Source organism: Helicobacter ibis (assembly GCF_027859255.1).
Taxonomy (GTDB): domain Bacteria; phylum Campylobacterota; class Campylobacteria; order Campylobacterales; family Helicobacteraceae; genus Helicobacter_D; species Helicobacter_D ibis.
Map to the genome: position 1 here is coordinate 414,112 of NZ_JAQHXR010000002.1, position 20,524 is coordinate 434,635.

23 protein-coding genes are annotated in these 20,524 nt (G+C 31.0%); all 23 read right to left on the reverse strand.

Annotated features, from left to right (window positions below):
* Positions 1–8: 8 nt before the first annotated feature.
* Positions 9–941, reverse strand: a complete 933-nt coding sequence (locus PF021_RS05465; protein WP_271021419.1) for a radical SAM protein — start codon at positions 939–941, stop codon at positions 9–11.
* 10 nt (positions 942–951) lie between these two features.
* Positions 952–1,692 (reverse strand): SDR family oxidoreductase, encoded by a 741-nt coding sequence (locus PF021_RS05470; RefSeq protein ID WP_271021420.1) that lies wholly within the window; start codon positions 1,690–1,692, stop codon positions 952–954.
* The gene (locus PF021_RS05475) at positions 1,646–2,182 is read right to left on the reverse strand and encodes a WbuC family cupin fold metalloprotein (protein WP_271021421.1); all 537 of its coding nucleotides are present in this window, start codon (positions 2,180–2,182) and stop codon (positions 1,646–1,648) included. The genes PF021_RS05470 and PF021_RS05475 overlap by 47 nt, the downstream gene beginning before the upstream one ends.
* A 17-nt stretch (positions 2,183–2,199) precedes the next feature.
* Positions 2,200–3,306 carry a class I SAM-dependent methyltransferase gene (locus PF021_RS05480; protein ID WP_271021422.1) on the reverse strand — a complete coding sequence of 369 codons (1,107 nt, stop codon included), beginning with the start codon at positions 3,304–3,306 and terminating at the stop codon, positions 2,200–2,202.
* A gap of 9 nt (positions 3,307–3,315) precedes the next feature.
* Complete coding sequence (locus PF021_RS05485; protein ID WP_271021423.1) at positions 3,316–3,600, reverse strand: hypothetical protein; 285 nt, start codon at positions 3,598–3,600, stop codon at positions 3,316–3,318.
* 17 nt (positions 3,601–3,617) lie between these two features.
* On the reverse strand, positions 3,618–4,493 hold the full coding sequence (locus PF021_RS05490; protein ID WP_271021424.1) for a methyltransferase domain-containing protein: 876 nt from the start codon (positions 4,491–4,493) through the stop codon (positions 3,618–3,620).
* A gap of 9 nt (positions 4,494–4,502) precedes the next feature.
* On the reverse strand, positions 4,503–5,870 hold the full coding sequence (locus tag PF021_RS05495; protein ID WP_271021425.1) for a radical SAM/SPASM domain-containing protein: 1,368 nt from the start codon (positions 5,868–5,870) through the stop codon (positions 4,503–4,505).
* The gene (locus PF021_RS05500) at positions 5,837–6,019 is read right to left on the reverse strand and encodes a hypothetical protein (RefSeq protein WP_271021427.1); all 183 of its coding nucleotides are present in this window, start codon (positions 6,017–6,019) and stop codon (positions 5,837–5,839) included. Before PF021_RS05500 ends, PF021_RS05495 begins: the two co-directional genes overlap by 34 nt.
* A gap of 8 nt (positions 6,020–6,027) precedes the next feature.
* Entirely contained in the window at positions 6,028–6,894 is an 867-nt protein-coding gene (locus tag PF021_RS05505; RefSeq protein WP_271021429.1) for a radical SAM/SPASM domain-containing protein, read from the reverse strand.
* A 95-nt stretch (positions 6,895–6,989) separates the two neighbouring features.
* The gene (locus tag PF021_RS05510) at positions 6,990–7,862 is read right to left on the reverse strand and encodes a radical SAM/SPASM domain-containing protein (protein ID WP_271021430.1); all 873 of its coding nucleotides are present in this window, start codon (positions 7,860–7,862) and stop codon (positions 6,990–6,992) included.
* Positions 7,863–7,955: 93 nt separating this feature from the next.
* Positions 7,956–9,020, reverse strand: a complete 1,065-nt coding sequence (locus tag PF021_RS05515; protein WP_271021432.1) for a radical SAM/SPASM domain-containing protein — start codon at positions 9,018–9,020, stop codon at positions 7,956–7,958.
* A 1-nt stretch (position 9,021) separates the two neighbouring features.
* Entirely contained in the window at positions 9,022–9,228 is a 207-nt protein-coding gene (locus PF021_RS05520; RefSeq protein WP_271021433.1) for an O-methyltransferase, read from the reverse strand.
* 49 nt (positions 9,229–9,277) lie between these two features.
* Positions 9,278–9,745, reverse strand: coding sequence for an O-methyltransferase (locus PF021_RS05525; protein ID WP_271021434.1), 468 nt, complete (start codon positions 9,743–9,745; stop codon positions 9,278–9,280).
* Between the two features lie 8 nt (positions 9,746–9,753).
* A complete protein-coding gene (locus PF021_RS05530) occupies positions 9,754–10,416 on the reverse strand; it encodes a class I SAM-dependent methyltransferase (protein ID WP_271021435.1) in 663 nt (220 codons plus the stop codon).
* A complete protein-coding gene (locus tag PF021_RS05535; protein ID WP_271021437.1) occupies positions 10,417–11,286 on the reverse strand; it encodes a transketolase family protein in 870 nt (289 codons plus the stop codon).
* Complete coding sequence (locus PF021_RS05540) at positions 11,283–12,056, reverse strand: transketolase (RefSeq protein ID WP_271021438.1); 774 nt, start codon at positions 12,054–12,056, stop codon at positions 11,283–11,285. The genes PF021_RS05535 and PF021_RS05540 overlap by 4 nt, the downstream gene beginning before the upstream one ends.
* Positions 12,053–12,757: a class I SAM-dependent methyltransferase gene (locus PF021_RS05545; RefSeq protein WP_271021439.1), complete on the reverse strand. Its 705-nt coding sequence runs from the start codon at positions 12,755–12,757 to the stop codon at positions 12,053–12,055. Before PF021_RS05545 ends, PF021_RS05540 begins: the two co-directional genes overlap by 4 nt.
* 9 nt (positions 12,758–12,766) lie before the next feature.
* Positions 12,767–13,381 (reverse strand): radical SAM/SPASM domain-containing protein, encoded by a 615-nt coding sequence (locus PF021_RS05550; RefSeq protein WP_271021440.1) that lies wholly within the window; start codon positions 13,379–13,381, stop codon positions 12,767–12,769.
* Positions 13,381–13,866 carry a radical SAM protein gene (locus tag PF021_RS05555; RefSeq protein ID WP_271021442.1) on the reverse strand — a complete coding sequence of 162 codons (486 nt, stop codon included), beginning with the start codon at positions 13,864–13,866 and terminating at the stop codon, positions 13,381–13,383. The genes PF021_RS05550 and PF021_RS05555 overlap by 1 nt, the downstream gene beginning before the upstream one ends.
* 8 nt (positions 13,867–13,874) lie before the next feature.
* Positions 13,875–14,969, reverse strand: coding sequence for a radical SAM protein (locus PF021_RS05560; RefSeq protein WP_271021444.1), 1,095 nt, complete (start codon positions 14,967–14,969; stop codon positions 13,875–13,877).
* The gene (locus PF021_RS05565; protein WP_271021445.1) at positions 14,966–15,910 is read right to left on the reverse strand and encodes a radical SAM/SPASM domain-containing protein; all 945 of its coding nucleotides are present in this window, start codon (positions 15,908–15,910) and stop codon (positions 14,966–14,968) included. The genes PF021_RS05560 and PF021_RS05565 overlap by 4 nt, the downstream gene beginning before the upstream one ends.
* A complete protein-coding gene (locus tag PF021_RS05570) occupies positions 15,901–18,177 on the reverse strand; it encodes a tetratricopeptide repeat protein (RefSeq protein WP_271021446.1) in 2,277 nt (758 codons plus the stop codon). The genes PF021_RS05565 and PF021_RS05570 overlap by 10 nt, the downstream gene beginning before the upstream one ends.
* A 4-nt stretch (positions 18,178–18,181) precedes the next feature.
* Positions 18,182–20,485: a glycosyltransferase family protein gene (locus PF021_RS05575; RefSeq protein WP_271021447.1), complete on the reverse strand. Its 2,304-nt coding sequence runs from the start codon at positions 20,483–20,485 to the stop codon at positions 18,182–18,184.
* Between the last annotated feature and the right edge of the window lie 39 nt (positions 20,486–20,524).

The window sequence follows — 20,524 nt, forward strand, 5'->3', positions numbered from 1 at the left end:
AATCTTCCTTAATATTTATAATTTCTATCCCATAAATCGCAACCACGACACAACCAAATATCATTTCTTTTAGAATTTAAATGAAGCTCTCTTGCTTTCTTAAATCCCTCTTGCCAAATGTATTCTATACTACTTTTGCTAAAATCTCCCAAAAGATGTTTGCTTCCATAATCCACACCACAAATGCCAACCTTACCATCATAATGAATAGCCATAGAGCTAAAAGGCGATATACAAGCAAAAGATGACATATATTCTACTTTATCTATTGATTCAGTATTTAACTGATTTCCCCAGCTGTGAAGAGGCATCACATATACCATATCTCCTTTTTCTAAATCAACCTTACTTTTCCAAAAAGACAACCAAGATTCGCTCTCAAACATGTTTTCTTCTTGCTCTATCATTCTTAATCGTATTTTTGTGTTAGGAAAGTTAGAATCTCTTAAAACTATAAAATACAAAATATTCTCCAAAACCCTCTCATAGCTAAGCCCAACACGAATCTTTTCATATGCCTCTTTAGAATATCCATCAACACTAAAATATATCTCATCAATACCAGCTTCTAGAATCTCTTGAGATTTTCTTTTACTTAACGCTTGAGCATTAGTTACAATTACTACCTTTTTTATTCCAGCTTCTTTTAGGGTTTTTATTCGTTGTGCTATTTTTGTATCTAGTAGTGGCTCACCATCTCTTGTTAAAGTAATCTTCTCTATCCATTCTTTATGTGGCTTTACATTCTCTACAAACTTACGCCACAACTCATCACTCACCACCTTTTTTGGATTTCCATCCCATTCATCTATAGTGCACATAAGACATCTTGCATTACACGCATTTATTGTTTCAAACTCAAAATACTTTGGAAACTGCAAAACTTCTTCATAGCTTTTAATATTCAATCTCTTTGCTATATCCTCTTTTGTTTTTAACATACTTTCTCCTTTATGCACCACCATTTAGCAAGAATATCTCACCAGTAGTTAGCATATTATTTTCATTAATTAGCTTTTCAACAAAGCTTGATATTTCTTCTAATGTGCCAAATCTACCCAAAGGTTGTGCCTCTTTTGCTTTGTTATATTTTTCACTCTCAAGCTCTTTTTTCTTGTACCATACACTACCACTAAATTCTACGATCCCCGGCATTATCCCATTTATAATGATTTCATTTTTTGCATAGAATCTTGCAGTACTTTTTATATATGCATTAAGTGCTGCCTTGCTCGCTACATAACCAGGTGCGCCATTACCTGTAAGTGCAGAATCGGAGCTAATAAAAAGTAAATGCGATTTTGGTTTTAAAAATGGAAGTATTTTATGATTTATGGATACTGCAACACCTAAATTTAAATCTATTGATTTCATTAAAGATTCATAATCTAGTGGCTGACTATCACACTCTAGCCTACCACCTACATTATGTATCACAACACTAGGTAGATTTTTAATAACAAAATCTAGAAAATCCAAAAATTCTTTGCTATTTTTATCACAGCTTAAATCTATTGCATAAGTAAGAATCCTATTCTTTAAGGATTCTTCTATCTTTTGCAACCTTTCTTTATCTCTTGCTACCAAAATTACTTCATATCCTAGTGCATGAAGTCTCTTTGCTATTTCTAGTCCTATACCTCTACTAGAGCCAGTTATAAGTGCCTTTGGTATATTTTGCGACAAACTCATTTATGCCGCCTCTGTCATTTTCTTGTGGGCTAAAAGAGGCATATATTTGCCCCCCCCCCCGCAGAGAATTAGACACTATAAATGGACCTAAAGCTATTTCATGAAATACCACCACTTCACTTACGGGAAGCAATAAAAGATATATATCTTTTTCTATTCTTAAAATCTTTTCATTGGCCAAATTTATATCAAATAGCTTTTCTTCAATATCATTTATACCTATTATTCGCATATCTCCATCTACTATCTGATATGCTTTACTTTTTGTAGGATTTTTATGTGGCCTTATATAGTTTCCTCGTAAATGTGCTATTAGCATATTGTGCAAATCACTCTCACCATTTTTATGCAGACAGATTCTAGTGCTTTGCTTTTTTTCTTTGCAATGGTTTTTTACAAACTCTATATCCTCATTAGTTATATAGCTAAAATTTGAATCTTCTTTATAGAATGTTGGGCTTTTAGCCTCTTTTATTTCTATTAAACTCATATTTTTCCTTTTTCAAATTATATAAAATCCTTACATAAATTAACAAATCTTTTATTGGGATATTTTTCACATAATATTTTATAGATTCTATTTGTTTCGCTCTTATTTCTAAATGCTAATAAAATATCGCCTTGTGCATCTTTTGGAGAAATTATCGCCCTTCCATCAAATAACATCTTTTGTCTTGCTACATCTTCATCTACTATAAAATTTATTTTTTTATATCTACATGTCATAAGAGCACCCACGCCATTTACTCCAAAGATTCCTATATTTTTATTCCTATATTCTCTTATTATCTTATCTACATATTCTACAAACCTTACTGCTTCTAATGCTTTAGACTTATTACTGCTAAAGGAATTATTATCTATTTTGCCCCCCCCCCCGCAGAGGTTAGAATCTTTACTTGCTACCAAAGCATATTCGATATTTGGAATACCACTTATAAATTTTTCAAACTTCAATCCTACCTTATTTAATAAAAAATCTATTGTGCTTTTTTGAAAATGCATTGTGTGTTCATAGATATATAAATCAGTAGGCAAGAATCTAAAATTAGGGATTCGAATTAGCATTTTTCCATTTTCTTTTAAATTTGATACTAGACTTTTTAGCACCTCTAGTGGATTAAACAAATGCTCTAGTACCATATTTAGACTAATATAATCAAACTTTTTATCTATCTTTTCACCACCAAAAAATAGTCTTTCAATCTTACAATCTTTAAATTTTTCTACATTTACATCTGCTACATCATAACCATAAATTTTAAAATTTGGTCGGATTTTATTTAAAAGCCTTATAAAATGTCCTCCACCACAACCATAATCAAGCCAAGAAAACCCATCTTTATTCGCTACAGATTCTATCTCTAATCTGCCCCTCTCTTCCTCTCCACCTTTTAGCGTATTTTGCTCATTGCTAAAGAAAGTATAATGATTTTTATACACATCATCTAACAAAGATTCATACTCTTTTGTAATGTATTTTTGCACCAAAGAGCAAGACTTACATATACAAAGGCTAAAATCATACACACCACCACTTGGATATGCTGATATATTTCCTTTTAAATTAGCTACAAGTTCTTCTAGCTCTCCATTACAAATTAAGCACTTCATATCATTCCTTTAAATCTTAAAATCATCTTTACAAAAACTAATATACTGCTGTCCTCTTCCCCAAGCACAAGCAAAATATTTCATATCTCTAACTTCTTCTTTTGTGATATTTTTCTTTCTTAGAAGCTCTATACATTCTTTTAGACTTTGAGAGAAAAACTCTCCTAAATCTCTATTTTTAGTCTCTATTACTTCTAATTTTATAATTATTGAATCTAAAATATCCTCACTTCTGCTTTCTCTATATTTTAAAAGCTCATCTCTAAAATCCAAAATATCCTTTTCTAGTTCCATATTTAATCTCTCATCTCTTATACTATCTTTGAATTTATGGCACAACAAAATATGTCGCTTTCTATAGAATTCATCTTTAATTGTGTCTTTATATGAATAATCCATATCTTTATACCAACTAAGATTTGGAATAAGACAAGGATTCGTACCAATAGTGCAAATATCGCCCCCCCCCCGCAGAGAATTTTATAAATACTTGATAACTCCACAATACAATCTTTTAGACTATATGAAAAATGCTCTGTAGTTGGGTTTGGTAATGTATCTTTGACCCATTCTTCTATGGGACGAGATGCGTGAGTTAAAGAATTTAGATGGCTTTTAAATGCTACACAAAAAATATCAACCAAATCATCAAATTTTGAAATTTGATAAGATTCTTGCAATACAAAGCTGAGTAAGATTCTTAGGTATTCAAAGAAGTAAGAAAATTCGCAAATTGTTGTTGTAACAAGTGTGCTTTTATCACTTAAATGTTCCAATAATCCTTTTGCAATCTTGCTTCTATATTCTTTAGGAAATGCAGGCAAAAATCCCTCTGCAATAATAAAATCATACTCAACATCACTTTTAAAATCTTCAATACAACAAGCATGAATCTGATATAGTTCTTCATCTATACAATATTTATTAAAAAGCTCTTGCATTTTTATTCTACCAGTCTCATTTGGCTCTACTATATCTACCTTAGCTCCAAGAAGCAAAAAGACTAGAGTATTATATCCACTTCCTGCTCCTGCTTCTAATATCTTTGCACCTTTAAACAAAACTCCGCTAATACCTAAAGCAGAATATAATCTAAGCCTTCGTTTTATGTGCAAATTAAGATCGCTTATATCTTGTGCTACTGGTGAAATTTTATGCTTAGTATAATATTCTACAAATTCATTCATATCTACTCCTTATTTACGATGGACAATCCCATTATTTCTACCACTTCCATCATCTTCCATTCTATTATTTGCCCATTCAATACAACTTTGACAAATTTTAAACTTCTCATATTTTTGTGTAAGGCATTCTTTTCTTAAGGCATTTAAGGTTTTTCCATTCCATATTTCTTCTAAAGTATCTTTATATACATCTCCAACACTCACTTCGCTTCTGCCATAAGTAGCCTGCATGGCACAACAAATACTAACCTTACCATTTGGTGCTATATACATTCCATTAAAAAATGGCCAATGACATACATATCTATTTTCTGGCATTTTTTCTTTATGAAATCCTTTCTCATCTAAAAACATTTCATTAGAAAAATTTACATAATTAATATATGGTAAATATTCTTTCCACTTCTCCATAAATAAGCCCATTTCATTTTTAACACCCTTAGATTCCACAAGCACACAATTTAAGTTAATTTCAACATTGCTTCTAGAAACTTGAGCATATCTTATGAACTCTCTTACATTTTCTTCCACCTTTTTTAAACTAGCACCACGAATCTCTTTATATGTTTTCTCATTAGCTCCATCTATGCTAAATCGTATATATGAAATCCCACTATCTATTAACTTTTTGCTTCTATCTTTTGTTAATAAAGTAGCATTACTTGTAAATCCAACTCTCTTCACTCCACTATCTCTAGCAAACTTTATAAAATCATAAATCCTATCATCTAATAGCACCTCTCCCGGTCCTGTAAAATCGACCACACAACCATTTTTTGAAGCATAGAGGATAGCGTCTTTTACCACTTGTGAATCTAGTTTCATAGGAATTTTAAAAAATTCTGTGCTTTGAGTTGGCTTATACACTGGAGAATGGTAATGGCACATAATGCAAGAAAGATTGCAAGTATTGTTCAGCTGGATTCCTATTGTCTCTGGTGCTTTATAAAAATATCTTAGATTCTTTGTTAGATCTCTTGTTAGTACATCTTTATTGATATCATAAGGCTTAAAAGAATATGAAAGATTAAAAAGCTTTCTAGATTCTTTAAAAATAACTTTCTTATACACCTTGGAATCTATGCCCAAAGTCTTCCTTAAAAGAGGGTGAATCTTATTTCTTAAACTCACGTCTAATAGATTATTCCTATAAAGAGATTCAATGTAATAATTATCTAGTGTTAAATCTTTTTTTAAACAAAAGAAAGCAAAGTCATCTACTTCAACATATTCATTTGGTTTTGGATAGTAATATAAATTATCTTCACTCTTTAAGCAATCATTGAAAAATTTTTCACACACTTTTTGCTCTTCTACTTCTAGTAATGGATAATTAAAGGCTATCAATTGCCCCCCCCCCGCAGAGAATTTTGACATTCTCTTAGCTCATCAATAGCCATCTTAAAATCACCAAAAAACTCATTTACACAAAACTCTTCTAAATTTAAACTTTTATCTAAATTTAGAGTATCGATAACGCTATTTACACCTGTCTTATTTTTAAAATTTACTATTATTGTTTTCATATTTCTCCTTATATCCAAGTTGCACAATTTGTGCATTCTTTCATTGCACCTCTACCATCTTTTAGATGAATCTCTCTTATTTTCTTATAAGATTCTCCTTGCCACACCTCTTTTATAGTATTTTTACGCAAATCGCCTAAGATAACATTTCTACCCATATCTACACAGCACAATCCAACCCTGCCATCACTTAATATTATCATGGTATTCCATAGTGTATAACATGGAAGTTTAGGATATATAAACTCATCACTTTTATATTTGCTAAACCCTGTAAATTGCTTCACATCATCTTTTAGCTCACCTTCCATGAAAAATGTATTTAGATTTTTAGAATACACGCTATCGCCTTCTTTAAAATTATCTTTAAAAAACTTTCGAAAATCTTCTATTTCATTTGCATTACAATCCATTTGGGTAATTCTTATCCTTATTCTAGTATCAAAATTACCACTATTTCTTAACTCTATCAAACCTAAGACATTATTTATTACTTCATCAAATTTTAACCCAACACGAATCTTTTCATAGATTTCCTTTTTAAGACTATCAAGCGAGATATCAATCTGTGTAATACCACTCTCTAAAATCTCCAATGCTCTATCTTTAAACATTAAAGAAGCATTAGTGGTAAAAAATACATTTTTAATGCCACCATTTTTCAAAATAGAAATCTTCTCTGCCAACTTTTTATCTAGCAGTGGCTCTCCACCCAAAAAGACGCTAACCCTTTGAATCACATCTTTATATTCAAAAAGTTCGTTGGAAACCTTCAAGAATAAAGAATCACTCATTTTGTTTGTCTCTCTATGCCATTCATTTATTCCACACATTACACATCTGGCATTACAATTCTGTATTGTCTCTATTTGCACATATCTAGGAAAAGAGAGGAAATCATCTAATAAATCCCCCCCCCCGCAGCTGTAATGCGGTTTAATATAAATTCTTTATTTGTCATTTTTACTCCTTAGTTAATCCATGCTATACAATTTTTGCAAAACTCAACTCCACCTCGACCACTTTTTATATGAATCTCCTTAAAAGATTCTCTAATTTTATTATTTTGCCAGTTTTCTTTTATGCTTGTTTCATTCAAATTTCCTAATTTATAAACTCTACACTGATCAATACAACACAAAGCAATGCTACCATCCGCCTTTATCCCCATTGTATTCCACAAGGTATAGCAAGGCTTATTTTTTGCATTATAAATTCTTTGTTGCTCTTTATCATATTCTATATCATGTGCAATTTTACCACTTTGTTGTAAATCTATAGATAACTCATCAATCCTTATGCTATCACCATTTTGAAAATCCAAAAATCTCTTCCAAAAATCAACAATACTAGGAATATCGTCAATATAATTTATATTTTTAATAATACTAATTCTAACTTGTGTTTTATAATGCTTTAAATTTCTTAAATTTATAAATTCTAGCACATTTCCAAGAACTTCTATAAAACTTAATCCTTTTCTCATGGATTCATAATATTGCTTATCAAGCCCATCAAAAGAGAAATTAACATGATTTACTCCGCTCTCTAATATAGAAACAGCACGGCTTTTATTCATCAAAGAAGCATTGGTAGAGAAATTTACATTTATTCCACCATTTCTAAAAAACAAAATCTTTTCTTCGAGCTTTTTATCAAGCAGTGGCTCATTGCCAAGATACAACGCAACCTTTTTTACAAAATCTTTATTTTCTAAAACCTCATTAGCAATTTTAAAAAACAAAGAATCGCTCATAAACTTACCACTTATTTTCTTTTTCCATTCATTGATACCACACATTACACACCTAGCGGTGCAATCATTTGTCGTTTCAATTTGCAAATATTCAGGAAATCTACTAAAAGAGGATAGATTTCGCCCCCCCCCCCGCAGAGATTTTATTCAATATATATTCTTCATTTATCATGCCATTTCCTACACAAATCCCAAATGCTTCTTATCAGCATTTAAATATTCTAAAATCATTTTATTTTTCTCATGTGCTACACAATGATGATTACACACACAAGTTGGATCAACCTTAAAAAATGCCTCTTTATTATTAAACCACCACTCTTTAAAAGATATATCTTTAATACTTCCAAGCAATGCTTCATCTAAATTATAAGCCTTATCTTGACAAGGATAAATATTTAAATCCGCACCAATAACCATTAGCACTTGAGAATAAGGACACCAATTATAGTCTTTTTCAAAGCTACCTAGTTGATAATGATATGAATCATAAATCTCCAAATCTTTACCAAAAGATTCTTTTGCCTTTTGTATCTGCTCTTTAGCACTCTCATAAAACTCTTTATGATATTTGTTTGTCTCTTCTCCATCATTGCTTGTAATTGTAGGGGATATTTTCATAGAATCCACACCAATATCGCTTAAAATTTTTGCCATACTATAAATTTCTTTATAATTTTCAGCTCCAACAATATAGCTAACGCCAAGATAGCAACTTCCACCAAGCTTCTTAAAGTCTTCCATATTTTTAATGATTTTATCAAACTCTGCCTTCCCAACGCCACGAAATTTCTTATAACTTTCATTGCTAAAGCCGTCCATACTTACTCTAACCCAAGTTCCATTATGTGCAAAAATCTCTGCTATTTCTCCATTTAACTTTGAACCATTTGTAAGTGTAGCAAAAGCAATACTGCTCTGTGCAAGTCTTTGCAATGTACTTTTCATGTATTTATAAACTAATGGCTCCCCACCACCGCTAAATGTTATAGCCTTAACACCCATGCTCTCACAATCATCAATTATTTCTAGCATTTTATCTTCTGGTATATAATCCCTCTCAACCATATCCTTACCAAGTTGCAAATTAGATACCTTATAAGCACAATACCAACAATCATGATTGCATACATTAGTGGGCTTTATCCTTATATGCACAGGAGGTGTTATCTCCCTATCTTTTGGCAACGAATCTATTTTGTATTTATAATGAAATACTTTATATTTTGTATATAATAATCCCAATTTAACTCCTAAGCTTTGTAACAATGCAACTTCCAGCACCAAGCGGAAGCAACAAAGAATTTACATCATCTCTTTTTAAAAGAGATTCTAAGAATTTCTTAACACCTTTACCTTTTTGCGTTTGTGGTTCATCATTTAAGATATCTCCGACAAAAAATCCATCATCAATCATCAAAATACCACCAACTCTTAAATATGGAAATAACATATTAAAATAATCAAAATAATGCTCTTTATTTCCATCTAAGAAGATAAAGTCATATAAATCCCCCCCCCCCTCTCTCAGAGGTTAGATCTTGTATGATTTCAAATGCATTGCCTTCTAAGAGTGTAATATTATCTAATCCTGCTTGTTTAAAATTTTCTTTAGCAATATTTGCAAACTCACTAAATTTTTCAATAGTAGTTACACTTCCACTCTCACCAACGCTTTTAGCTAAATTTATAGTTCCCATTCCTACAAATGTCCCAATTTCTAGCACTTTTTTAGCTTGTATTTGAGATATTAAAATGCTCTGAAATTTTCTAACTATTGGATCTGTACCCATGTATTGTTGCTCTGGGAAGTCTTTATGAAACTTAAAACTAGAATCTCTATTGTCTATTTTAGAGTATTTTAAACAAGTTGCAAAAATTCTATCATTTAACGATTCTCTATCTTCTTTATAATACTCCAAAAATGGTTCTTGATTTGGAATTATTCTATCACTCATCTTATATTGCATAATTTCTCCTATTCAAAATATATAAACTCATAATCACCTTTATAGCCAAACTCACCCATAAGCCATATCCACTCGCTAGGAGAAAAAAAGCTATCACAAGTTAATGCCCAACACTGCAAATTAAAAAGCTCTTTATTATTCCTGTAAGATTCGACCATGAAATAGGAATCTTTTGCAATCCTCTCCATTTCACTAAAAGCATTTTTTAAATGATATATAGACAAATTATGCAAAGTTCCTAAAGAAATAACCAAATCAAACTCTTTATCTCCAAATGGAAATGGATCTTTAGCACTAAATTTAAAAAGATTGTTTTTCACTTCTTCTTTTGCGTTTTGCAAAGCATATTCTGAAATATCAAATCCCACAATCTGACAATTTGGAAGTATCTTTTTTATCTCATAGAGTAAAAACGCCTTACCACAACCCACATCTAAAATCTTGCTATTATTACCTAGTTTATAAATTTCTATTAAATCCCTAGCCACAGCCTCCCATCTACCATCATACTTATATCCACCATAGCCATATCTTCTATCCCCATCCCAAAAAGATTCATCATACTTTTTTGCTACTTCCATGCATTCTATTTTAGAATCCATCATTCTTGCTATATAATCTCTAGCAGTCTTTTTATGTAGTTTTGTAAAAATATTTAATATTCTTCCCATTTATAGCCTTTCTTTTATAGATTTTACTATTCCTTTAGAATCTATACCAAAATATTCCCTTCCATATTCACAATTTCCTATTAAATGTACATATTTATTGCTTACTGCTAAAATCTCAATTTTTGCATTTGTGTAATTTTTTAAAAATGTCCCTAAACCACCATAACTAAAATGCTCTTCTACAACAAAAATATATTTATAAGCCTCTAAATTAAATTCAAAGCTATTTATAAATGGCTTAGTAGCCACATCACAACCTAGAATCTCACCTGCTTTTAGTGCTTCTTGTGATATAGAGCTATGAGAGAGGATTAAAATTTCACTATTATTTTGTAGCAAAAATTGTAATTTTGAAATATCAGCAATTTCTCCATTGTGCAAATTTGGCTCACCTGCTTTTGGGATTCTTATATAGCTTGGCTTATTGCTCTTATATGCGTATTCAAAACAAGCTCTAACCTCAAGCGGATCACATGGGGAAAAAATATCTAAATTTGGCATACTTAAAGCTAAGCCTATATCTTCTAGCGCATAATGTGTCATGCCACTTGGCATATAAGTAAGACCACTCCCAGTTCCTACTAAAATCACAGGTAGTTCTTGATAGCAAATATCAAGTCTAACTTGCTCATAAGGACGCATAATCACAAATGGAGCAATATTATAATAAATAGCCTTCTTTCCTTGCATAGCAAGACCAGAAGCCATACTTACACACAAAGATTCATTAATGCCTGGATTTATATATTGATCTTTATATTCTTCTTTAAAACTATCCCATACACCAAGCCCAGCATCACCACTAATTAAAAAAACATTAGAATCTTTTTTTGCTACCTCAATAATACATGAAGCAATTGTATTTCTCATTTTAGCTCCTCTAATGCTCTAGCATAAATTTCATCAGTAACCAAATAATAATGCCACTCTAGCTTATCTTCCATAAAGCTAACACCCTTACCCTTAGTAGTATCACATATCACGCATAAAGGCTTATCTTTTTTGTTATTTATAGCATTTATAATAGAATCTTCACAATGCCCATCTACACGCTCACAATCCCAGCTAAACGCTCTAAACTTATCCTCTAATGGCTCATAGTCTAATAGCTCACTAGCCCTACCATAGCCTTGCAAATCATTTCTATCAATTAATGCAACGATATTATTTAAACCTAGTTTTGCCCCAAGCATAAGTGCCTCCCAAATGCTTCCTTCTTGAATTTCACCATCACCCATTAGAACATAAATATTTCTATCTTGTTTATCTTTTTTAAAAGCCATAGCCATTCCAATAGCCATAGGTAGTGCATGTCCCAGGCTACCTGCTGATATTTCTATGTATTTATGCGTATTTCTATCTGTATGAGCTGGAAGTGTGCCTCCATTTTGATAATATGAAAAAAGCATTTCTTCACTCATCAATCCTTTGTGATAAAACGTAGAATATAAACTCATTGCAGAATGTGCTTTTGAGAGTAAAAATATATCTCTGCTTTCATAAGGGTCTAATCTTAAGACCTTAAAATACAAAGCACTAAAAATATCCACACAGCCTAAAGCAGAGCCTATATGAGGACCTCTTGCTTGATTTGCTAATTTTAATAGTGTTTTTCTTATTTCTTTTGCGATATCTGTCATATATTACCTTTTCTTGGACAAACACATAATGCAAAAAGATAATGTGCCATAGGATAAAACCCAGTATGCACAACCTCATCATTCATGCTAAAGACAAACACAGAATGAAAATACTTTTTGCAAAATTCCTTAAACTCCTCGCCACTCTTACAATTTACATGTTCAGCTTTTGAACCCTCACTTGCATATACTTGACTTTCTAATGAAGGGATACCAAGTATCAAATTACCCCCCCCCCCCGCAGAATCTAGCGGTTTTAAACTAGATAGTATATTTCTCATAAACATATCTTCGCTTTCTTTTGGAATATGTTCTAACACATCTAATGCATAAATTCCATCAAAAGCTCCAAATTCATCTTGCATTTGAGATAAATCAAGTGCAGTTAGTGTCATATTTTCTGGGCGGTTTAATTGTTTTGCTTGATCAATAAAAACTGGATCATAATCACTAGCTACCAAATGACCAACCGTATCAGCTACTATCGCAAAATAAAATACATCCGCACAACCAAGCTCTAAAACCTTATCATATCCACTGAACATTTTAGATACAAACTTATATCTAGCTACAGCTAATGCAAGTCTAATTGGTTGCTTAAAATAAGCATAAGAGCTCATATACCCCATTTGAGCAACTTGACCTTCATCGTATTCTTTTACAATTCTATTAAAATATTTTCCCTTAGTAACTTTATCCAAAACTGACTCCTATATGAAATTTTTATGCTTTACATCTTTATTTAAAATATCGTCCAAAAACTCATTAATAGCATTTGGACGACAATTTGTAGGACATTTCTTACAATTTAGATCATTTTCTAAGAATCTTTTTATTTTTTTTCTTTTTTCTCCATTCCATATTTCATAAAAACTTTCTTTGTAAATATTTCCATACACAAACTCCTCTTTATCCCAATAAGGAAGGCAAGTTGCAATATCTCCAGCAGAATTTAGTGTTGTAATAAAATTACAACCATAGCAATGTGAATAATTTCTTTCTTTTTCCTTATTTAAAAAAGCATTCTCCCTAAAAATAACACTAAAGTTTGAATCTTCATAACTCTTTGCTTCTTTTATTAAATCTCTTATCTCATCAAGTAATATAAAACCATTATTCTTATCATATTTTTGCTCTTCATTTTGAAACACAAAAGGTTTCACAGAAACAAAATCAACTCCAGCATTTTTTAAATTAGAAATAGCAGAAATTAAAGAATCCTTATTTTCCTTTAAAAGCACAAATTGCGAACCTAGATCAACCTCTAACTTTTCTTTATTTCTAAAAGATGTAGCATATTCGATATTTTTTAGCACTTTATCCATTAAAAATGCCCCCCCCACGCATAGGTATTACGCTTACTTGGCTTATGAATTTTTGCATAAGTTTGTGCATCTCCACCATTGAAACTAAAACGCAAAAATGTCAAATTAGGCAATAGTTTTTGCACTAATTTCTCACTTAATAGCTCTCCATTGCTAAACATTCCACAATCAATTCCAACTTCTTTGCTTTTTTCTACAAACTCTGCAATATTTTTATGGATTAGTGGCTCTCCTTCTCCTGCATAAAGGATGCTTTTTATCCCCAAAGATGAAGCCTCATCTAAAAAGCTTAAAAACCTATCCTTATCCAAATGTCTATTTGGATAATCAATATAATCATAAGCACAAAAAATACATCTATGATTACAAAGCCCAACAGGAGAAACTTCCATATATATCGGATAACAATCTCCTCTTTTTTCAAACTCCGCTACTCTTTGTAAGTGGTAATGCAATTTATGTGAATCTAAAATAAAGTTTTTCAAAATAATTCCTATATAAAATTTACATGAGAATTTGGGTGTTTTAACTCCCACAAATATCTATTAATAGAATCCATTCTACAATTTACTCTACACTTTTTAATATCAAGCTCATTTTGAATGAATGCTATATTTTCTCTTCTCTTTTGGCTTTGCCAAATTTCTTTAAAGCTACTTTTATTGATATTTCCATAGGAAAATCGCTCATCGCTTAAATAGCAACTACAACCATACACATCACCATTAGCACTTATATATCCCCAAAAATACGGTGTAGAATAGCACTTTTTATAAGAATCTCTATTTCCATCTAGCTTTCTCATCGTATCTGCTCTAAAAATAATCGAAAATTTATCACTAGTAATATCCTTTAAACTCTTTTCTAAAAATAAATATTCCTTATAATCTAATCCTTCATATTCTCTAGTTTTGCTAAAGAGATGTTGAGAATATGGCTTAACAACCAAATAATCAACTCCAACTTCTTTTAGCGTAAGTGCAAACTCTATTGTACTTTTATAATTTTGTGGTAGAAGCAACATTTGCACACCTATTGTGCAATTACTTTTTGTTTGCTCTCTTGCTTTTAATGCTTCTTTTAAATTATCCAAAGCTTTATAAAAGTCATCTTCTTTAGTTCTATGAATCTTTGCATAAGATTCTGCATTTCCTGCATTAATACTAGCTTTTATCCAAGTTGTGTTTTTTAAAATTCTTTCTAATTTTTCTTTTTTTAAAGGGACAAAGTTTGTAGTAATTCCAACATCAACTCCTGCATTATTTGTAGCTTCTATCATTAAATCCAAATCTCTATGCAATAATGGTTCACCCTCACCTGCAAACATCACACTTTTTACTCCGAGAGTTCCCATTTCTTGTATTGTTTTTTTATAAATTTCAAGGTCTATTTTTATGTTTTTATAGCCCATATAATCCACACCACAAAATGTGCATCTATGGTTACATGCTCCATAGGGAGAGACTTCCACATATATTGGATATATTTCTTTTTCCTTCTCCCATTCCCCAAAGGATTCAAACCATTTTGATACACGCATAGGGTGAAATAATAACTTGTGAGAATCTATTCTAAATACATCATTCATATTCCAAAATTCCCTCTATTTAATGCTTCTCTTTCATTATCTTTTAGTTCTCTAATATTTTTTATACTCACTGAAGTATGACCAAACTCTTGGAATCTATTTGTCTTAACCTTAATATCACAAGGATTACAATGTCCATAAACATAGCAAGGACGATAAATATCTTCTATTTTAAATCTAGAATCCAAAATACTTCCAATAGGTGTTCTATTTTCATACAAATCAGAATGACATCTATACACACTTCCATTAGGCCCAACAATTAATTCTGTGGTTTTACACTCACAATATTTCTCTATCTTTTGGCTTATTGCATCTTTATATTTATATGTTCCATGCCATTCTTTGCCATCAAAACCTAGATATTCTTTAACCCTAAAATCAATGCCTTCATTTTTACACTTAAATTCAATTTCCTTTATATGTTCTAGATTTTGTGGTGTAGCAACAGAATAGATTCCAACATAAAATCCAGCATCACGCATTTTGTGATGCTTAATAATCAAATCATCTATATCATTTTGCCCAGGATGATAGCTAACTCTAATTGCAGCATATTTTGCATCTCTTGTAAATTTAGAAGGATTAACTTTAGAGATAAATTCATCAACATCAAACATAAAATTTGTTAGCAAATCAAGCTTGAAATGCGAATCTATTCCATTTACAACTTCATAGAATCCTTTATACATAGTAGGCTCACCACCTTGAAATGTAAGCGGTATATCTTCTCTTTCTTTGCCATTTTCATCAAGCAGTTTTATTTTGTTTATAAACTCTATCCACTCATGTGGTTTTATTTGTTTTTTGCTAACAGAACTCCTAGATGAACCCTCTTCATTTAAGTTTATACAATAAGAACAAGATAGGTTACACCCAAGCGTTAAAAATAAAGCTATATAGTTATAGTGTGGCGGAATATAAATGTTTTCTATTTGCAATTTATCACCTCTAAAAATCCTTTTTTGCATTCTTTTAGTGCGAAATTATAATAAATTTCTTTTATTTTTTTAGTTCTCTCGCCTCTTCTTTTGTATATTTTTTTATTTGCTACTAATGTGCTAACTAGTTCTATATACTGCTCTTTAGTATATCCTTGACCAAAAATTTCTACATCATAATATTTCTTAGCAATTTCTCTAAAGCCTTTTTGTTGTTGCAATGTTAAATTTTGTGCATATCCAATACTTAGTGGAATATTCTTAGGAAGCAAACGATAACCTTTAATATATGTAAAACCACCATTTTCAACTTTCAATGTAAAATCAGCAAAAGTCAGCATATCTTTGGTACCTACTTTTACATACATTGAATACGGCTTTATATCTTTATGAATCTTTATTCCCTTTTTATTGTAGATAAAGATTATTTGCCCATATTCATAATCTTCCTTAGTAGATTCTAATAATTCACTAAATCCTGCAACCTCTGGTGTTAGCTCTTCTAAATTCTCAACCCATACCAAGCTTTTATCACCATATTTTAGCTCTTTTAATTCTATTGGTCCTTGATACTCTCTTTTTTCATAGCTTACAGATACGCCCTTCTTAGCTAAAAACTCATCCAAGCTCTCTCCTTGTCCTAGAGGGAATGTATCACAGAATATATCAATTATATGTCCATACACATGAGGATTAACAAAGCCGGGCATAAAAAATCTATCACTAACTCCTAATGCTTCAACCTTTTTTCTAATATCAGGTTCATTTCCATTTCCAGCAGCAATGAAAATAGTATTTTGATTTTCTTTTAGAATCTTTGCTATAGTCTCCAAATACTCATCACTATCAACTTTTACAAGCCTACCAATAACACCAAGCACAACGGTATCGTTTTTTATAGGATATTTTGCTTTTTCTTTTATTATTAGACTTTCATCAATTTGGGGATTGTAGAATTTATCTCTATCCATAGGCACATGGACTTGCTCTATTTTATATGGAGATTCAGGAGAAAAATGACTTATTCTCTTATCAATACCCTCTATATCATAGTATCCATTCCCATGACTCCAAAAAATTTGCAAAGGAGCGCATCTACTAATTAGCAAAAAGCTAGATATAGGAAGATTATTATCAAATATAGCTATATCTATTCCTATATCTAAAATACTCTCTCTTATTTTTAGTACCTTTTGCAGATGAGAGTGGTAACATATATCATCATTCACAACAGATGCACTTGGCAGATATACATCAACGCCAAGTTTACAATACTCCTGCATACACTCTAAAGAATCTTGACTTTTCTCAATATATGATAGAGAGATAATATTAAATTCATAATTATCAGCTATATCTTTATGGGCTAACAATGCCTTTATAAAAGAATACTCTACATTATTTGGTGAGTTAGATACAATTCTATCCTTTATTAGGGCTACTTTTATTTTCCCATTCTTAGCTTTTTGTTTTTTACATGGGATTAGATTTTTTGCATATTGCTTATAATAAAATTCTGTTAATTTTGTTATTTCATCATTATATTTTTTCCAATCATCACCACAAGTGGCTAAGTTTCCATAGATGTGATAAATAATAAATTCCAAATACAACGATAAAGCAAGATTGGAATCTTTTAGAGCTTTACTAAGGATGCTTTTCATCATAGGGTATATATCTAGCCAAGATCTATGAGCAATATAATGTCCTACATTCCAAAAGCACTGCAATGTCCAGTTTAATACACTCCTCTTTTCTTCATTATTAAGCTTAGAAAATTCTCCTAGCGTTTCTTTTAGGATTCTCAAAAATACTTCTATAGGTATCTTATTACAAGTGAAAAATTCACAAACAAACAAAAGCAAATTAGAAACACTATTATCAATTTTAACTAGCATTAACTCTTTTGCAAAGGATTCTAAAGCAACCTCTCCATTACCACTTAGAATCTCTAAGATAGTAATAGAAATCAAATTTTGTAGCTTATCTATATTGGTATGTGCGTGTGCTTTTTTATATTTTTGGATATATGATTTAAATAGTTTATTTTTCTTTATACCACGACATACACCATAGCTCCAAAATAAATTAAACTCCACTGTATTGTTGTTTTGCAACTCGAGTAACGCCCTCTTTTGTAAGGCTTCTGCTATTTGAAACCTTACTTGCTCCTCTAGCTCCCCACCATCTCTAATAAAATAGCAAAGCTTTATAAATCCTTCATTATCTAAAGTTTCTATATCATAAATAATTTTTGTTAGCTCCATAATTCTAGCCTCTAATTATTTGTGTGAATTTTTTAATTAATTCTTGCTGGAATTTGTTTGTTTGCAACACTCCATGTTTTCCATAAAATTCCCCAAGTTTATCTCTTGCCTTTTTGTTTTCTATTAAAAATTTTGCCTTTTTTATATATTGCTCCTTACTAAACGCACTGCAACACCAACCAATATAACTACCATCTATATAATATTCTTGTATATTATCTGCCATTTCTTTCCACCATCTAAGATTCTTTGCGTGATATACACACCATATAAGCTCTTTTTCGCAGACAAAATTCCCACCTAAATGCTCAAAACAATCACCCACTACATGAATCTTATAATCACCCAAAAGTTCCATATCTTCATTGCTAATATCAGCCACATACACTCTATCTCTTATATCATCACACACTTTTAATTTCTTGTTTGTAACAAAAATACAATCCGTCTTTATAAATTCATCAAACCCGCAAACATTTGGCTTAAACTCTTCTAAGTTATCACAATATACTAATACTTTTTTACCAAGTTTTAATTCTCTTAACTTTCCACTAAATGTGCATTCTCTATTTAGCAAATTCAAAAATGCACCCCTTTTTGCTAAAAACTCAGAAAAACTCTCACCTTGATCCAAAGGGAATGTATTACAGAATATATCAATTATATGTCCATATACATGAGGATTAACAAAGCCGGGCATAAAAAATCTATCACTAACTCCTAATGCTTCAACCTTTTTTCTAATATCAGGTTCATTTCCATTTCCAGCAGCAATGAAAATAGTATTTTGATTTTCTTTTAGAATCTTTGCTATAGTTTCCAAATACTCTTCACTATCAACTTTTACAAGCCTACCAATAACACCAAGCACAACGGTATCGTTTTTTATAGGATATTTTGCTTTTTCTTTTATTATTAGACTTTCATCAATTTGGGGATTGTAGAATTTATCTCTATCCATAGGTATAAAAAATTGCTCAAATTTAAATTCCTTGCTACGTGGATTAAAGTGACTTATTCTATCATCTATTCCAAATATATCATACGAACCATTTCCATGAGACCAATATATCTGTCTCGGAGCACTTCTAGTGCAGAATAAAAAATCAGAACAATCTATAGTGCCTGTTGAAATTAAAATATCAATACCATCTTGGAATATATAATTTCTAATTGTCAAAGCTTTATTTAAATGAGAATAATAATAACCCTCTTTAAGCAATATATCAGACAAACTTACCACTTTTACACCCAAGTCTCGTATAGATTCTATTTCTACTTTACCATCAGCACTTTTTTGTATGTAGGACATAGAGTATACTACCAATTCATATTTACTAACAAACTCATCGCTACCCATTAATGCTTTATATAAGGAATACTCAACTTTATACGGTGAATTACCAACAATTCTATCCTCTAATATTCCTATTTTGATTTTTCTATTTTCTTCTATACATATGTCGTCTTTGCATTTTGGAAGTTTTTTACCATATTCTACGAAATACGGTTCCACCAACTTTACTACACTTGCATTATACTCCTCCCAATCTTCATCTATTTGAGCTGAATTACCAAATTTATGATAAATATAAAATTCCACATACATGGCCTCATCAAGTTCATTTCTTTCTAACAGGCCCCTCAAAACTTCAAGCCACACAGGATAATTGTCTCTCCATTTTAAATTATTAAAATAATGTCTAGTGTTCCAAAAGCAGTGCATAGACCATAAAAATATACTTCTCCTTGTTGTATTATCAAGGCTAAAATACACTTCATCACTTAGATTCTTCCTTTGAATCTCCAAAATCCACTCAATAGGTATATAATAGTAATACAAAAATGTAAGAACAAAATCATTCAAATCAGCAATATAATAATCATTTAAAGTTAAAAACATTATGTTTTCTAAGAAAAATTTAACAGCCCCTTCTCTATCTCCACTAAGCATAATAGCGACACTTGCATAGTCAATAAATAACAATCTTTCATAATAAGATAAAGAAGTATCTCTAATATAAGGTTTGCAAAAATCAACATAACTTAAAAACCGCTCATCGTCTCTCGCACAATCAAAAATACCATAAGCCCATAAAATAGTCCTATCTGGTACATCACCACCTTTAAAAATTATCTCATAAGATTTATCTTGCAATAGTTGTGCTATTTGTTCTTTTAATGGCGTTTCTAAGTTCTCCTGCCAACCCTTGCCAAAAGCTCTTAGCAACATACATACATTATTTAGATCTTTTTTACTCTGTGATTCTTGTAGCCTCTTTATTATTTCTTCTTCTTGCAATTCCATTAACATCTTTCCCAAAAAATTTTAGGAAAGATTATAGCT

Coding starts and splice junctions, on each gene's coding strand:
- PF021_RS05465 (WP_271021419.1), bottom strand. CDS start 941: ATGTTAAAAACAAAAGAGGATATAGCAAAGAGATTGAATATTAAAAGC.
- PF021_RS05470 (WP_271021420.1), bottom strand. CDS start 1,692: ATGAGTTTGTCGCAAAATATACCAAAGGCACTTATAACTGGCTCTAGT.
- PF021_RS05475 (WP_271021421.1), bottom strand. CDS start 2,182: ATGAGTTTAATAGAAATAAAAGAGGCTAAAAGCCCAACATTCTATAAA.
- PF021_RS05480 (WP_271021422.1), bottom strand. CDS start 3,306: ATGAAGTGCTTAATTTGTAATGGAGAGCTAGAAGAACTTGTAGCTAAT.
- PF021_RS05485 (WP_271021423.1), bottom strand. CDS start 3,600: ATGGAACTAGAAAAGGATATTTTGGATTTTAGAGATGAGCTTTTAAAA.
- PF021_RS05490 (WP_271021424.1), bottom strand. CDS start 4,493: ATGAATGAATTTGTAGAATATTATACTAAGCATAAAATTTCACCAGTA.
- PF021_RS05495 (WP_271021425.1), bottom strand. CDS start 5,870: ATGTCAAAATTCTCTGCGGGGGGGGGGCAATTGATAGCCTTTAATTAT.
- PF021_RS05500 (WP_271021427.1), bottom strand. CDS start 6,019: ATGAAAACAATAATAGTAAATTTTAAAAATAAGACAGGTGTAAATAGC.
- PF021_RS05520 (WP_271021433.1), bottom strand. CDS start 9,228: ATGTTATTTCCATATTTAAGAGTTGGTGGTATTTTGATGATTGATGAT.
- PF021_RS05525 (WP_271021434.1), bottom strand. CDS start 9,745: ATGCAATATAAGATGAGTGATAGAATAATTCCAAATCAAGAACCATTT.
- PF021_RS05530 (WP_271021435.1), bottom strand. CDS start 10,416: ATGGGAAGAATATTAAATATTTTTACAAAACTACATAAAAAGACTGCT.
- PF021_RS05535 (WP_271021437.1), bottom strand. CDS start 11,286: ATGAGAAATACAATTGCTTCATGTATTATTGAGGTAGCAAAAAAAGAT.
- PF021_RS05540 (WP_271021438.1), bottom strand. CDS start 12,056: ATGACAGATATCGCAAAAGAAATAAGAAAAACACTATTAAAATTAGCA.
- PF021_RS05550 (WP_271021440.1), bottom strand. CDS start 13,381: ATGGATAAAGTGCTAAAAAATATCGAATATGCTACATCTTTTAGAAAT.
- PF021_RS05560 (WP_271021444.1), bottom strand. CDS start 14,969: ATGAATGATGTATTTAGAATAGATTCTCACAAGTTATTATTTCACCCT.
- PF021_RS05570 (WP_271021446.1), bottom strand. CDS start 18,177: ATGGAGCTAACAAAAATTATTTATGATATAGAAACTTTAGATAATGAA.
- PF021_RS05575 (WP_271021447.1), bottom strand. CDS start 20,485: ATGGAATTGCAAGAAGAAGAAATAATAAAGAGGCTACAAGAATCACAG.